This is a genomic window from Aliivibrio fischeri (assembly GCA_038993745.2).
Classification (GTDB): Bacteria; Pseudomonadota; Gammaproteobacteria; order Enterobacterales; family Vibrionaceae; genus Aliivibrio; species Aliivibrio fischeri_B.
Genome location: CP160629.1, coordinates 681,497 through 696,431, shown reverse-complemented (window position 1 = coordinate 696,431; position 14,935 = coordinate 681,497). Strand labels below are relative to the sequence as shown.

Here is a 14,935-nt window from a genome sequence, read left to right as displayed (position 1 = left end):
CATCATGAACTCTATCTGGAAACAGTACATTGATATTCTACAAGGTGTTGTAAAACCAGCTCTTGGCTGTACTGAACCAATTTGTGCCGCTTATGCTGCAAGCGTGGCTACACAAATGCTTGGTTCTAAACCAGAAACAATAGATGTTTTTGTTTCTGATAACTTATACAAAAATAGCATGGGTGTTTTTGTACCAAGAACAGGTAGAGTTGGTCTTGCTATTGCAGCGGCAACAGGGGCGATAGGTGGCAATCCTGATGCTGGCTTAGAAGTATTAGCAAAGATAACTGAAGAAGAAGTAAATGAAGCACAAAAGCTCATTGATAATGGCTGTGTCGTCGTTCAAAGAGAAACCACTGACGAGTTTATTTATTGCCGAGTTATTGCTAAAAATGCGGTTCATAATGCTGAAGTTACGATTAGCGGTGGTCACACTCTAATTATTGAAAAACGTCTTGATGATAACGTTATTTTCACGCTGGACTCCTCTTTACCAAAGACATCTACAGCGTCAATTTGTGATGGCGTTGATATCACTATCTCATCAATTTATGACTTTGCTACCCAAGCAGAGTTTGATGACATTAAATTTATTTTAGAAGCAAAAGAGTTAAATATCGCTCTTGCTCAAGAAGGTTTAAATAACCCTTACGGTTTAGAAGTCGGTCGCACCTATCAAAAGAACATTGAAAAAGGATTACTTGCTAAAAGTCTAGATAGTGACATTTTGATCTATACTTCAGCAGCATCTGACGCTCGTATGGGAGGGGCGACACTACCAGCCATGTCGAATTATGGCAGTGGTAACCAAGGTATTGCAGCAACTATTCCAGTAGTAAAAATGGCTGACTTTTTTAATGCTGATGATGAAAAATTAGCTCGAGCTTTTATCATGAGTCATCTTGGTGCCATTTATATTAAATCTCACTACCCACCACTTTCTGCTTTTTGTGGTAATGCTGTTACTTCTGCAGCAGCATCAATGGCGATGGTATATCTAGCTGGTGGCACGTTTGAACAATCTTGCTCAGCCATTCAAAATACCATCAGTGATACCAGCGGTATGATTTGTGACGGTGCAAAATCAACGTGTGCAATGAAAGTGGGAAGTAGCGCTCAATCAGCAATGAAATCTGCTCTATTAGCACTAAATGATCATTGTGTAACGAAGCAAGGTGTGATCGCTGATGATGTTGAAAAGACAATTAAAAACATTGGCAGAATGATCACAACAGGTATGCCTAATATTGATCATGAAATCATTGAAATAATGGCGTCATAATGAAAAGATGTCACTTACTCGTTAAGTGACATCTCATTTCACCAACATAAAGAACATATATGCTACATAAACTGACTACAGCCGATAAACTCATACTCAAATCAACTTACAGTATTGTTGATGGCATTGCTGCAATGTTTGGTAAACATGTAGAAGTGGTATTGCACTCTTTAGACTCGGATAACCCATCCATTATTAAAATAGCTAATGGGCATGTAACAGGCCGAGGTATCGGTGCGCCTATCACGAACCTAGCTCTAGAGAAATTAAAAACAGATTCTGATGTCTCTACTCCTTATTTTACTCGTACTGAAAAAGGGGAATTGCTACGCTCTGTCACATCGATAATTAGAAATGAAGATGGCACTCCTATTGCCTTACTTTGCATTAATTCGAATCTTGATGTTCCTATGAACAGTTTCTTTATGGACCTGTTTCCTCAAACGAATCAACTCACCGCGTCACCAGAAACGTTTGCCAAAGACAGTATTGAAATGCTTACTGATTCAATAGCAAAAATACAACATGATGTATTTGAAGATGAAAGCATTGCCGTTTCACGCCGAGTAAGAACGATCGTTGAGCGCTTACATCATCAAGGGGCTTTTAATATTAAAGATGCGATTCAGATAACAGCGAATATTCTTAATGTATCTAAAGATTCTGTTTATCGATACCTAAGAAAGTTCAAGTAATCCCCTTTCTTTACTCTCATAAAAAAAGCCCTGAGAACTCAACATTCCTCAGGGCTTTATTTTTACTAATACAAATTAACCTGGAAGGTTATATGTGTATGGCGCTTGGATACCTAGTGGAATGCCTAGAGCCCAGTATGCAAGTAGGAATACTGTCCAACCAACTAACATAGCAATAGAGAATGGCATCATTAGAGAAGCAAGAGTACCGATACCCGTAGACTTAACGTAACGTTGGCAGTAAACCACTACTAATGGGAAGAATACCATTAAAGGAGAGATGATATTCGAAACTGAATCACCAACACGGTAAGCCGCTTGAGAAAGTTCAGGTGAAATACCAACACCCATTAACATAGGTACTAATACAGGACCAATTAGAGCCCATTTAGCAGATGCTGAACCAATCAATAAGTTAACCATTGCCGTTAGCAAAATCATACCAATAATGGTCATTTGACCAGGTAAGTCCATCGCTTTTAAGAAATCAGCACCGTACATTGCTAGAATTGTACCGATGTTTGATTGACTGAATGCCACTAAGAATTGCGCACAGAAGAATGACATAACCATGTATGCACCCATTGTACCCATCGTTTGTGACATTGCTTTGATTACATCATTACTGCTCTTAAATGTTCCTGAAACACGACCATAAACAATGCCTGGAATAATAAATAGAATGAAGATAAGTGGAACAATTGACTTCATTAATGGTGCTGAGAATGACGTAATTTCACCATCAGGAGAACGAAGTGCTGAGTTTTCTGGGTAGATTAAAGCAATTAATAATGCAATACCTGCAACCATCGCCCAACCAGCAAATTTGAATGCTTTAGATTCAATCTCAGTAAATGAACCTAGATCAGGTGCTTCTTCAGCATCTTCGTCTACTGGTGTATTTGCTAAACGAGGTTCGATAATCTTATCTGTTACATACCAACCGATCACAACAATTAGAATTGAAGAAAGACCAGTAAAGTAAATATTTGCTAATGGGTTAACAATATAAGAAGTATCTAGTACTTGAGCGGCTGTTTGAGTAAAGCCAGCTAGTAATGGATCAATACCTGATGGGATAAAGTTTGCAGAGAAACCACCAGATACACCAGCAAATGCTGCTGCGATACCAGCTAGTGGATGACGGCCTGCTGCGTGGAAAATAATACCACCTAGAGGAATAACTAAAACGTAACCTGCATCTGCTGCTGTATGCGAAACGATAGCAACAAGAATAAGCATAGGTGTTAATAGTTTAGCTGGCGTAAAGTTAAGCATTTTCTTTAGGCCTGTTTGAATAAAGCCAGAAGTATCTGCAACACCTACACCTAACATAGCAACTAATACGATACCTAAAGGAGCAAAGCCCGTGAAGTTAGTTACCATTGTTGCTAAAAAGTTTGCTAGAGAATCACCAGTTAAAAGGTTTTTCACTTGAACCGCGTCTTGGGTTACTGGGTGAATTAAGTCAAATTGTACTTGTGATAATAGCGCTGAAAGACCCCAAACAATTAAAAGGCCCCAGAAAAACAGTAGTGCAGGATCTGGTATCTTGTTACCTACTCGTTCAATTGTATTCAGAAAACGATCCATGCCGCTAAGCTTAGGTGTTTTCTCTGCTACTTGGTTACTCATTCGTAACTCCATTTTCTGTAATGTTGTATTTAAAGATAAAGAGATTTGATTTTTTTTATTCTTTATCTATTCCTTTGCTAAATCAGTGTAAACCAGATATTGCCAAGAAAAGCTTAATACATTGCATTTTCAGCGCTATACAAATGTTTAATTTGTAAATTAATGTTTCAATGAAACATCTATCTAACAACGTTAATATTTGCATTACAATAGAAACAAAAAAAGCGCCTTTCGGCGCTTTAATAAACAAAATTCATATCAACAATTATTGAGGATTATTCCCACTCAATTGTTGCTGGTGGCTTACCTGAAATATCGTAAACTACACGAGAAATGCCATTAACTTCATTAATAATACGGTTAGATACTTTACCTAAGAAATCGTATGGTAAATGTGCCCAATGCGCAGTCATAAAGTCGATAGTCTCAACAGCACGTAGAGAAACAACCCAATCGTACTTACGACCGTCACCCATTACACCAACAGAACGAACTGGTAAGAATACAGTGAATGCTTGAGATACTTTATTGTAAAGATCTGCATTGTGTAATTCTTCAATGAAAATAGCATCTGCACGGCGAAGTAAATCACAGTACTCTTTCTTAATTTCACCAAGAACACGAACACCTAAACCTGGCCCTGGGAATGGGTGGCGGTAAAGCATGTTATAAGGTAAGCCTAGTTCTAGACCGATCTTACGAACTTCATCTTTAAATAATTCACGTAGAGGCTCAACAAGACCCATTTCCATATCATCTGGCAAGCCGCCAACGTTATGGTGTGATTTAATTACATGAGCTTTACCTGTTTTAGATGCAGCTGATTCAATAACATCAGGGTAAATAGTGCCTTGCGCTAACCATTTAGCATTTTTCAGTTTCTTCGATTCTTCATCAAAGATATCTACGAATACGTGACCAATGATCTTACGTTTTGTTTCAGGATCTGATTCACCTTCTAGTGCATCAAGGAAACGCTGTTCAGCATTCACATGTACAATGTTTAGGCCAAATTTATTGCCAAACATTTCCATTACCTGATCAGCTTCATTTAAACGCAATAAGCCGTTATCAACGAATACACACGTTAGTTTGTCACCAATTGCTCGGTGAGCAAGCATTGCAACTACTGATGAGTCAACGCCACCAGATAGACCAAGAATCACTTCATCATCACCTACTTGCTCTTTAATACGAGCAACGGCATCTTCAATAATAGAAGCTGATGTCCATAAACCTTCACAACCACATACATTAAGAACAAAGTTCTCAAGCATTTTCATGCCATTTTTAGTGTGAGTTACTTCTGGGTGGAATTGAACACCGTAGTATTTTTTCTCTTCGTTCGCCATTGCAGCGTATGGACAGGTTTCTGTCTCTGCTATCTTTACGAAATCAGATGGGATTTCAACAACTTTATCACCGTGACTCATCCAAACATCTTGAGTTGCTTCAAGATCTTTAAATAACGCTGATTCTCCAGTTACTTGTACCGCTGCATAACCAAACTCACGCTCAGTTGATGTTGCTACTTTACCACCCAGTTGCTCTGCCATTGTTTGCATGCCGTAACACACACCAAATACAGGAACACCTGAATCAAATACATATTGTGGCGCACGAGGAGAGTTTTCTTCTGTAACACTCTCAGGGCCACCAGATAAAATGATACCGTCTGGGTTAAAATCACGGATGTCAGATTCTTCTACATCCCAGCTCCAAAGCTCACAGTAAACACCGATTTCACGAATACGACGCGCAACAAGCTGCGTATATTGAGAACCAAAATCTAAAATAAGAATACGTTGATCGTGGATATTAGTCGTCATTAGTCTTTCTCAAAAAATCATTTATTTAGTGTGGCTTTCATATAAACCACACGCTTAAAATTGAATTTAGTACAAAGTATTTTTTCTTTATATTTCAAAGCAGAATCATTCGAGTTCTAGGAAAAGGCACGGAGTTTACAAGAGTAAATGAGTACCTTTGATAACGAAATCGGAAGATTCTGCAAAGAAAATTAAGAAAAATTAGCCTAGGCGCTTCTTTTAACCCAAACGATAGTTTGGTGCTTCTTTCGTGATTTGAACATCATGTACGTGAGACTCTTTCATCCCTGCACCTGAAATACGAACAAATTCAGCTTTAGTACGCATGTCTTCAATTGTTGCTGAACCTGTTAGGCCCATGCTTGAACGTAAGCCACCCATTTGTTGGTGAACGATCTCTTTTAGACGACCTTTATATGCGATACGACCTTCGATACCTTCTGGTACCAATTTATCTGCTGCGTTATCTGATTGGAAGTAACGGTCTGAAGAACCTTGAGACATTGCACCTAGAGAACCCATACCACGGTATGCTTTGTATGAACGGCCTTGGTAAAGAATTACTTCACCTGGTGCTTCTTCTGTACCAGCAAACATTGAACCAACCATCACACATGATGCGCCAGCTACGATTGCTTTACAGATGTCACCAGAGAAACGGATACCGCCATCAGCGATTACTGGAATACTGTATTCAGCCGCTGCTGATGCTGCATCTGCAATAGCTGTTACTTGAGGAACACCAACACCTGTTACGATACGAGTTGTACAGATTGAACCTGGGCCGATACCCACTTTAACTGCGCTTACACCAGCTTCGATTAGTGCTTTTGCACCAGCGGCTGTTGCAACATTACCACCGATAATATCTAAATCAGGATATGCAGCACGTGTTTCACGGATTCGGTTTAAAACACCTTCAGAGTGGCCGTGTGAAGAGTCGATTAGTAGAACATCCACACCAGCTTCAACTAATGCTTTAACACGCTCTTCGTTACCTGCGCCTGCACCTACTGCAGCACCTACACGTAGACGACCACGCTCATCTTTACATGCATTTGGTTTACGTTCTGCTTTATGGAAATCTTTTGCCGTGATCATACCGGTTAGTTGGAACTCATCGTTCACTACTAGTACTTTCTCAACACGAGCTTCGTGCATTTTCTCTTGAACTTCTTCACGAGTAGCACCTTCTTTAACAGAAGCCAAACGTGATTTCGGCGTCATTACAACGTCAACTTTCTTAGATAAATCAGTTACAAAGCGAACATCACGACCTGTGATAATACCAACAAGTTCATTAGTTTCAGTTACTACAGGGAAGCCAGCAAAGCCGTGTTTCTCTGTTAGTTCTTTAACATCTTGAATGGTTGCGTCTGGACGAACAGTTACAGGAGCCGAAACAACACCAGCTTCAAAAATTTTAACTAGGCGAACTTCTTCAGCTTGCTGTTCAATAGACATGTTTTTGTGGATAAAACCGATGCCACCCTCTTGCGCTAATGCAATAGCAAGGCGCGCTTCTGTTACCGTATCCATAGATGCTGAGATCATTGGAATATTCAGAGAAATGTTCTTGGTTAACTGAGTGCGAAGATCAGCAGTGTTAGGAAGAACTGTTGAGTGTGCTGGGACGAGTAAAACGTCATCGAAGGTTAGAGCTTCTTTTGCGATTCGTAGCATTTGCAATATCTCACAACAAAGGTGTTTAAAGGAATAAATCCCACTTTATCGTTTCGCATAATAAAGTGTTTTGGATTTGATATTGCAGACGGATTATACGCATAGCGCAAACGCTTGGCTACACATTTATTTATTTTTAATTTGCAATTACCCCCTTGATATGTATTATATTGCCGCTAATTCCTATAGCCATGTCTAAGGCATTCTGATGTCTCTCGATTCAAATCCTCGTATCTTTACTGTCTCTCGATTGAATGCTGAAGTTCGCCTATTATTAGAAAACGAGATGGGAATTGTTTGGTTAGTCGGCGAAATCTCCAATCTTACCGTGCCTGTTTCTGGCCACTGGTACCTCACTTTAAAAGACAGTCAAGCACAAGTGAAATGTGCCATGTTTAAAGGCAATAACCGACGAGTTACCTTTAAACCACAAAACGGTAAACAAGTTCTTGTTAAAGCCCGCCTCTCTCTTTACGAACCTCGTGGTGACTATCAACTTATCATTGAAAGTATGCAACCTGAGGGAGATGGCCGTCTTCAACAAGAGTTTGACCAACTAAAAATGTCACTGGCTGCGGAAGGGTTATTTGCTCAGACAGCCAAAAAATCCTTACCAGAACAGCCAAAACGTGTTGGTATCATTACTTCACAAACAGGGGCTGCCCTTTTTGACATTCTCCATGTATTAAAGCGACGAGATCCAAACCTACCAGTTGTGATTTATCCAACCATGGTTCAAGGAAGTGGTGCCGCTATACAGATAGCTCAAGCTATTGGGCGAGCTAACAGTCGTAATGAATGTGATATTTTAATTGTCGGTCGAGGCGGCGGTTCATTAGAAGATCTTTGGTGTTTTAACGAAGAAATCGTTGCACGAACCATTGCTGCAAGTGAGATCCCAATTGTAAGTGCTGTAGGGCATGAGATTGATGTTACTATTGCTGACTTTGTTGCTGATGTTCGTGCACCTACCCCTTCAGCTGCTGCTGAATTAGTGAGTCGTGATTTATCAGCGCAATTGCAAACAGTTGCTCATCAGAAGCGCCGTTTAAATAGTGCAATGGAACGTTATTTATCACATCAACAGCGTTCCTTATCTGCTTATCAACATCGAATTGAAAAGCAACACCCTCAGATGCAGCTAAATAATCAAAGCCAACGCTTAGATGATCTTAATCAGAGATTGATGAATCATATTCAGCAGCGCCTTCAACGTCAGCAATACAAAGTTGAAAACTTAACGCTACGATTAAACAATTTATCTCCGACAAAAAGAATCTCTCAAGATAAATTACATATTGAAGAACTCAAACGTCGCTTATTAGATTCAATGGATAGAAATCTACTAATGCAACGTCATCAATTAGCTTTAGCAGCAGAGAAACTAGATACAGTAAGCCCTTTAGCTACCTTAATGCGTGGTTATTCCATCACCCACAATCAAGATGGGAAGATCATCACTTCAACAAAACAAGTGGAGTTAGGTGATAACATTACCACTCGTTTTGCTGATGGTGATATTACATCAACGGTAACTAAAGCATCTGAACTTAACTAATTGCAATTTCAGAAAATTCCGTTTTTGCTCGTGATTTAGACTTAAGTTCATTGCAATCATGACAAAAATAGCTTGCTGCGCCACAAGCATTAAGCTTTTCCATTTCTTTATTACAATCAGGGCAATAAGCCACTTTCTTAAAATCTATCTGACAAAAGTCACAATGATAGCCCTCTTTCTGCCAACGTAATTCAGATTGGCATTTTGGACATTGATTTTCTTGCATCACTCATTCCTTCTTTAATCGTTCTTATTCAATAATACTCTTTATTCAGTATATTCAAATGATGTGGATCTTCATGCTTATAGGGATCTGATCAGCGATCATGCCCTTTAAGAACATTTATATAACCACACCCCGAAAGCATTAGTTACATGTGCTGTTTTTCAATTTAAAACCACATTAAAATCTAAATTTAACATTTAATATCAGAAGATCCAGCACATCAATCATTCTTTGGCTTATGATTTTCAGTGAAAAATACTCTAATTACACAAAATGCAGAATGAAATATACATGGAATGTAATTTCCATTTTTTAGATTATTTTTTAATCGATGTTGTTAGCATAAGGAGCTCTTGCTCACTTTTCTCTTCCAATTTGACAGTAATTGTTGCGTATTCTTTAAATGAACTAACATGCGTACCACCACAAGGAAGTTTTGCTATTCCATCTATACCAAAATCTACTATCCAGTAACGTGAATCGGTTAACGCTTTACCATCACATTGCATAGTTACTTGGCTTTCTAGGGCAAGCCACTCAATAATTTGATGATTGACTGCTTCTTCTATTGTCTTAAGATTCGCCATCATCTCTGCACTATTAAGACCACGCTTACGTAATGTTTTACCTAAACGATATACATCTTCACAATGATCTTCAGATACAAAGCTAGTTTCTTGCGCATAGCTATTAAAATTATAGTGGCCTAATTCGTCTTTTCTATCAGCATCTTTACGCCAGTAGTTAGCATGAAGCACTTTATTTAGTGCTAAATAAGCAATATGCCCTGCACTATGACCACGACTTAATGCTTTTTGATACTCCTCATCAACACGCAAAGTAACAGTATTTTCTACTGCTATATCCGCATCTTTAGAGATTAAATGCGAAACAACAAAGACCCATCCCTCTTCGCCACGTTTAATTGGAATATCTTTTCCAATATAAAACTCACTTGTAGCAAGCTCTATAGCTCCAGTTTGACAAGCAAGTACTGAGTATTCTTCGTTATTAATCAGTATTACACCTTTATCTTCTGGATGATCTGGCCAAATATGGCTAACAGGGTGGAATGGTGTCTCTTTAGTAATTACCCACTTTCCTTGCTCTGTTTCTTTGATAAGTTGCACAGTGGAGTCTGATTGCCATGTGTTATGACAAAATAAAATTTCAGTTGCTGCTAATTGAGTCATGATTTTTACCTAAAAAAAACGCCCAACAACTAGATGGGCGTTTTATTATTTAATATACATTTAAGAACGTAACTCTGGATTACTTCTTGTTGCGGTTTTTCACTGCACCTAACAGACGCTTGCGTTGACGCTCTTGCGACATAGTTAGTTTGCCACCACGATCTTCAAATGGGTTTTCGCTATTCTGGAATTGAATACGAATTGGAGTACCCATAATTTCTAAAGACTTACGGTAGTAGTTCATTAAGAAACGTTTGTATGAAGATGGTAATTCTTTCACTTGGTTACCGTGAATAACGATAAGCGGTGGATTGTAACCACCTGCGTGAGCGTATTTTAGCTTCACACGACGGCCACGAACCAATGGTGGTTGGTGATCATCTTGTGCCATTTTCATGATACGAGTTAGAACAGAAGTACCAACACGCTTAGTCGCAGAAACGTATGCTTCTTGAACCGATTCATACAAGTGACCAACACCTGTACCGTGTAGTGCAGAAATAAAGTGAATACGAGCAAAATCAACAAAACCTAAACGGCGATCAAGTTCAGATTTTACTTTTTCTTTCACATCGTTATCTAAACCATCCCACTTGTTCACAGCAATTACTAATGAACGACCCGCATTAAGCGCAAAACCTAATAAACTTAAATCTTGATCTGAGATGTTTTCACGAGCATCAATAACCAGTAGAACAACGTTTGCATCTTCAACGGCTTTTAATGTTTTAATTACAGAGAATTTTTCTACGGTTTCGTTAATACGGCCACGACGACGAACACCCGCAGTATCAATTAATACGTATTCTTGACCTTCACGTTCCATAGGAATGTAAATAGAGTCACGAGTTGTACCAGGCATATCGTAAACCACCACACGTTCTTCACCAAGAATACGGTTAGTCAGTGTCGATTTACCTACGTTTGGACGACCAATGATCGCAAGTTTAATCGGTTGATCCTGAAGGCGAGCAAAATCTTTCTCTGCATCTTCTTCAGTTAGATCTTTCTCTTCGTCTTCAAAATCTTCAAATTCAGTTAAATCAGTGATTTCACCGTTTTCATCTTTCAAAGACTCTTCAACAAGCTCTTCCATAAAAGGAGCTAGAGCAAGTTCAAGTAAAGACGTTACACCACGACCGTGTGAAGCTGCAATTTGGTATACTTTGTTCATACCTAATTGCCAGAACTCTGCACTTGCAGCATCTGCATCAATACCATCGATCTTGTTAACAACTAAAAACGTTGGCTTTTCACGTGAACGTAAGTGTTTTGCGATGGCTTCATCTGCAGATGTTAAACCAGCACGACCATCAACCATAAATAGCACAACATCAGCTTCTTCAATCGCAGCTAATGACTGTTCTGCCATTTTAGTTTCAACGCCTTGTTCTGTTCCATCAATACCGCCGGTATCAATCAGAATGAATTCTTGCTCTTCTAACTTAGCTCGTCCGTATTTACGGTCACGAGTTAAACCAGGAAAGTCAGCAACTAATGCATCCCTTGTGCGTGTAAGACGGTTAAATAGCGTCGATTTACCAACATTTGGACGCCCTACCAGAGCAACAACAGGAATCATATATACCTCTTTATTTAATCATAGGCATAGCGCGAGCTAATACCAATTTGATGATGGTTTTGACTGATTGATTACACATAAAGCCATCACCAAATTGGATTATCTTTCACTATCTAAAAACAATAAAAGGCCCCAAAACCAAAAGGACTTGGAGCCAATTCACAATTATAGCAAATAAATATTATTTAATTCGCATTTTTTTGATATCACCTTCGCGAGTAACAACGAGGAAGCTGTCTTCAACTAAAATTGGAGAAACGGCAATACCATCACTGTCTATCTCTTGTTGAGACATAAACAACCCAGTATCTCTATCTAACCAATGTAAATAACCTTCGCTATCCGCTAAAACAATATAGCTATCAATGATCATTGGTGATGTTAATTGACGATATTCTAGCTCTTCGTTGCTCCAAAGCTCAGTACCGCTTCGAGCATCAACAGCAACAACGTGATCTTTTTCTGTTACTAAGAAAAGTCGCTTACCATCAGATGACATATTCATAGCTGATGAATAATTGCGCTTCCATACTGGCTGACCTGTACGTAAATCTAGCGCAATTAACTGTCCATTGTAACCAACAGTATATAGTCGACTACCAAGGATCAACGGTGATGCATCAACATCAACCAAACGATCAATTTCTGTCGCACCTTTTGGTGTACCAACTGGTTGTTGCCATAATAGTTGACCTTTTGAAATCAACGCTGCCGCTAAGCGACCATTAGACATCCCCAAAACACACCGCCTGAGATGCTCACAGGAGCACTATCGCCACGAAGTGTTAAGTTCGGTACTTCACTATTGATTTGCCATTGCTCTACACCCGTTTCAGCATCAAAAGCTATTAATGCTCCGCGGCTAGTATGAACCATGACGTAACCTTCATCAGCCAGTGGTTTAGCTAATACTTCACCATCCACCTTCTCACGCCATAACTCTTCACCGGTTTCTGCATCAAGAGTGATAAGTTCACCATTTTCAGAACCAATAAAGACTTTGCCGTAAGTCAGTGTTAAACCACCAGATAATCGAGCGGTATCATCTTGCTCTAAATCTCTTTCCCAAATGGTCTTGCCATTTTCAGGATCTAGAGCTTTAACAAGACCATCTCGACTAGCAACGTATATTTTTTGATAAGCATATACTGGTGTTAGACGCGAAAAATAATGTCCAACACCATCACCAATTGAACTTGTCCATTCCGTTGTTGGTTCAAATTGATTCTGAACAACAGGAACCGGTGCCATTACGATTGTATCTTCTTCACTCGCACAGCCAAAAAGCATCGAGAAACCAAAGGTACATAACGCCGCTTTTTTTAACACCTTACGCATTCAGTTGTCCTTACTCAGCTAAATCATCCAGTTTCATTTGAACTGCTTGGTTCATGCCAGCTTGAAGTGCTTCAGTATAAGAAGAACGAGCTGTAGCGATATCACCTTGACGAAGAGCAATGTCACCTTTTAATTCAGCAACACGAGCAGCCCAGCTTGCTGGTTTAACATTAGCTAATGTTGCTAATGCAGCATCAAAGTTACCTTGTTCTGCTTGAATACGAGCAGAACGAACTTGAGCCATTGCTGTTAATGATTCGTCTTTGCTGTTACTAGCAACCCAATTTAATTGCTCAAGCGCATTTTCAAGTTGACCAGCTTCTACTTGTACTTTAGCTAACTGAAGTGCCGCTAATGATGCATATTCACTGCTTTTATTTGCATCAATAAATGCTTGTGTAGATTCAACCGCATCTGCACCAGAAGCTTGTAACGCAGTTAGCGCTCTTTCATAGGCAGCAGAAGCTGTTTCTTTCGCAGTGATCTGTGATGATTGGTAATATTTCCAACCCAAGATTGCACCAATACCAACAACACCACCAATAACGACAGCCTTGCCATTTTCTTTCCACCAACTTTTAATGGCTTCAACTTGTTGTTCTTCAGTTTCGTAGGCTTCCACGTCCTATCCTCTTAAATCAATTCAGCTAATTTTGTGAATACGTCTGATTGTGGCAGAGTCACTTGCTCGCCATTACGTAGATCTTTAACGTTAACTGTTTGCTCTGCAACTTCAGTTTCACCTAGGATTAGGGCTACTGCTGCACCTGCATTATCAGCACGTTTAAATTGCTTTTTAAAATTACCACCACCAAAGTGACACATAACTCGTAAGCCTGGAACTTGTTCACGTAGTGATTCAGCCAGTTTCATACCAGCCATAAGTGTACCTTCACCAGCGGTTACCATGTATACGTCAACAGAACGACGAACATCTGTTAATTCTAATGTTTCCATTAGAAGAACAAGACGTTCTAAGCCCATAGCAAAGCCAACTGCTGGTGTTGTTTTACCACCAAGCTGCTCAACTAGACCATCGTAACGACCACCACCACATACTGTACCTTGAGCGCCTAAACTTTCAGTAATCCACTCAAAAACAGTACGGTTATAATAATCTAAACCGCGAACTAAACGTTCATTAACTTGATATTGGATGCCAGCAGCGTCAAGTAGTTCACATAATCCAGAAAAATGTGCTTTAGAATCGTCATCTAAGTATTCTGATAGCTTAGGTGCATCACCTAAAATAGCTTGAACATCAGGGTTCTTAGTATCTAATACACGCATTGGGTTTGTGTGCATACGACGCTTACAATCTTCATCTAATACATCTAAATGCTGCTCTAAGAAAGCAACTAATGCTGTACGGTAGTTAGCACGAGCTTCTAGTGAACCAATTGAGTTCAACTCTAAACGAACGTGTTGATCGATACCTAATTCACGCCATAAACGAGCTGTCATCATGATCAATTCAGCATCAACATCAGGACCGTTTAAGCCAAAAACTTCAACACCAACTTGGTGGAATTGACGGTAACGACCTTTTTGAGGACGTTCATGACGGAACATTGGACCCATGTACCATAAACGTTGCTCTTGGTTGTACAGTAAACCATTTTCAATACCTGCACGAACACAACCCGCTGTACCTTCAGGGCGAAGAGTCAAGCTATCGCCATTACGGTCTTCAAACGTATACATCTCTTTTTCTACAACATCAGTTACTTCACCGATAGCGCGTTTAAATAGATGAGTTTGCTCAACAATTGGCATACGAACTTCGTTATAACCATATGCGCTGATAACGCGTTTTACGCTACCTTCAACTTTTTGCCACAATGGAGACTGTGTTGGAAGGCAATCATTCATGCCTCGAATTGCTTGGATTGTTTTAGCCACGTTTACTTCCCA

At 39.5% G+C, this 14,935-nt stretch carries 11 protein-coding genes and 1 pseudogene; 3 read left to right on the top strand and 9 right to left on the bottom strand.

Annotated elements, in window-relative coordinates; translation table 11 throughout:
• The first annotated feature begins 4 nt into the window (after positions 1–4).
• Both AAFX60_003425 and AAFX60_003420 read left to right on the top strand, forming a co-directional pair.
• Positions 5–1,282 (top strand): L-serine ammonia-lyase, iron-sulfur-dependent, subunit alpha, encoded by a 1,278-nt coding sequence (locus tag AAFX60_003425; GenBank protein ID XDF78247.1) that lies wholly within the window; start codon positions 5–7, stop codon positions 1,280–1,282.
• Between the two features lie 59 nt (positions 1,283–1,341).
• Complete coding sequence (locus tag AAFX60_003420) at positions 1,342–1,977, top strand: PAS domain-containing protein (protein ID XDF78246.1); 636 nt, start codon at positions 1,342–1,344, stop codon at positions 1,975–1,977.
• Between the two features lie 75 nt (positions 1,978–2,052).
• On the opposite strand, the gene AAFX60_003415 is transcribed toward AAFX60_003420, so the two are convergent.
• The 3 genes from AAFX60_003415 to guaB form a co-directional block, all read right to left on the bottom strand.
• Positions 2,053–3,612: an AbgT family transporter gene (locus AAFX60_003415; GenBank protein XDF78245.1), complete on the bottom strand. Its 1,560-nt coding sequence runs from the start codon at positions 3,610–3,612 to the stop codon at positions 2,053–2,055.
• A gap of 275 nt (positions 3,613–3,887) precedes the next feature.
• Positions 3,888–5,441, bottom strand: coding sequence for a glutamine-hydrolyzing GMP synthase (guaA, locus tag AAFX60_003410; GenBank protein ID XDF78244.1), 1,554 nt, complete (start codon positions 5,439–5,441; stop codon positions 3,888–3,890).
• A gap of 219 nt (positions 5,442–5,660) precedes the next feature.
• Positions 5,661–7,124, bottom strand: a complete 1,464-nt coding sequence (guaB, locus tag AAFX60_003405) for an IMP dehydrogenase (protein ID XDF78243.1) — start codon at positions 7,122–7,124, stop codon at positions 5,661–5,663.
• Between the two features lie 208 nt (positions 7,125–7,332).
• On the opposite strand from guaB, the gene xseA reads away from it, so the two are divergent.
• On the top strand, positions 7,333–8,682 hold the full coding sequence (gene xseA, locus AAFX60_003400; GenBank protein XDF78242.1) for an exodeoxyribonuclease VII large subunit: 1,350 nt from the start codon (positions 7,333–7,335) through the stop codon (positions 8,680–8,682).
• Here xseA and AAFX60_003395 read toward each other — a convergent pair.
• The 6 genes and pseudogenes from AAFX60_003395 to hisS all read right to left on the bottom strand — a co-directional run bounded on the left by AAFX60_003395 (position 8,675) and on the right by hisS (position 14,923).
• Positions 8,675–8,908 carry a zinc ribbon domain-containing protein gene (locus tag AAFX60_003395; GenBank protein ID XDF78241.1) on the bottom strand — a complete coding sequence of 78 codons (234 nt, stop codon included), beginning with the start codon at positions 8,906–8,908 and terminating at the stop codon, positions 8,675–8,677. The genes xseA and AAFX60_003395 overlap by 8 nt on opposite strands.
• A 317-nt stretch (positions 8,909–9,225) precedes the next feature.
• Positions 9,226–10,101 carry an alanyl-tRNA editing protein gene (locus tag AAFX60_003390; protein ID XDF78240.1) on the bottom strand — a complete coding sequence of 292 codons (876 nt, stop codon included), beginning with the start codon at positions 10,099–10,101 and terminating at the stop codon, positions 9,226–9,228.
• A 79-nt stretch (positions 10,102–10,180) separates the two neighbouring features.
• Entirely contained in the window at positions 10,181–11,683 is a 1,503-nt protein-coding gene (gene der, locus AAFX60_003385) for a ribosome biogenesis GTPase Der (GenBank protein XDF78239.1), read from the bottom strand.
• 181 nt (positions 11,684–11,864) lie between these two features.
• Positions 11,865–13,021 (bottom strand): annotated as a pseudogene (gene bamB, locus AAFX60_003380) (outer membrane protein assembly factor BamB).
• 10 nt (positions 13,022–13,031) lie between these two features.
• Entirely contained in the window at positions 13,032–13,643 is a 612-nt protein-coding gene (locus tag AAFX60_003375) for a tetratricopeptide repeat protein (GenBank protein XDF78238.1), read from the bottom strand.
• Positions 13,644–13,654: 11 nt separating this feature from the next.
• Entirely contained in the window at positions 13,655–14,923 is a 1,269-nt protein-coding gene (hisS, locus tag AAFX60_003370; GenBank protein ID XDF78237.1) for a histidine--tRNA ligase, read from the bottom strand.
• Positions 14,924–14,935: the final 12 nt, after the last annotated feature.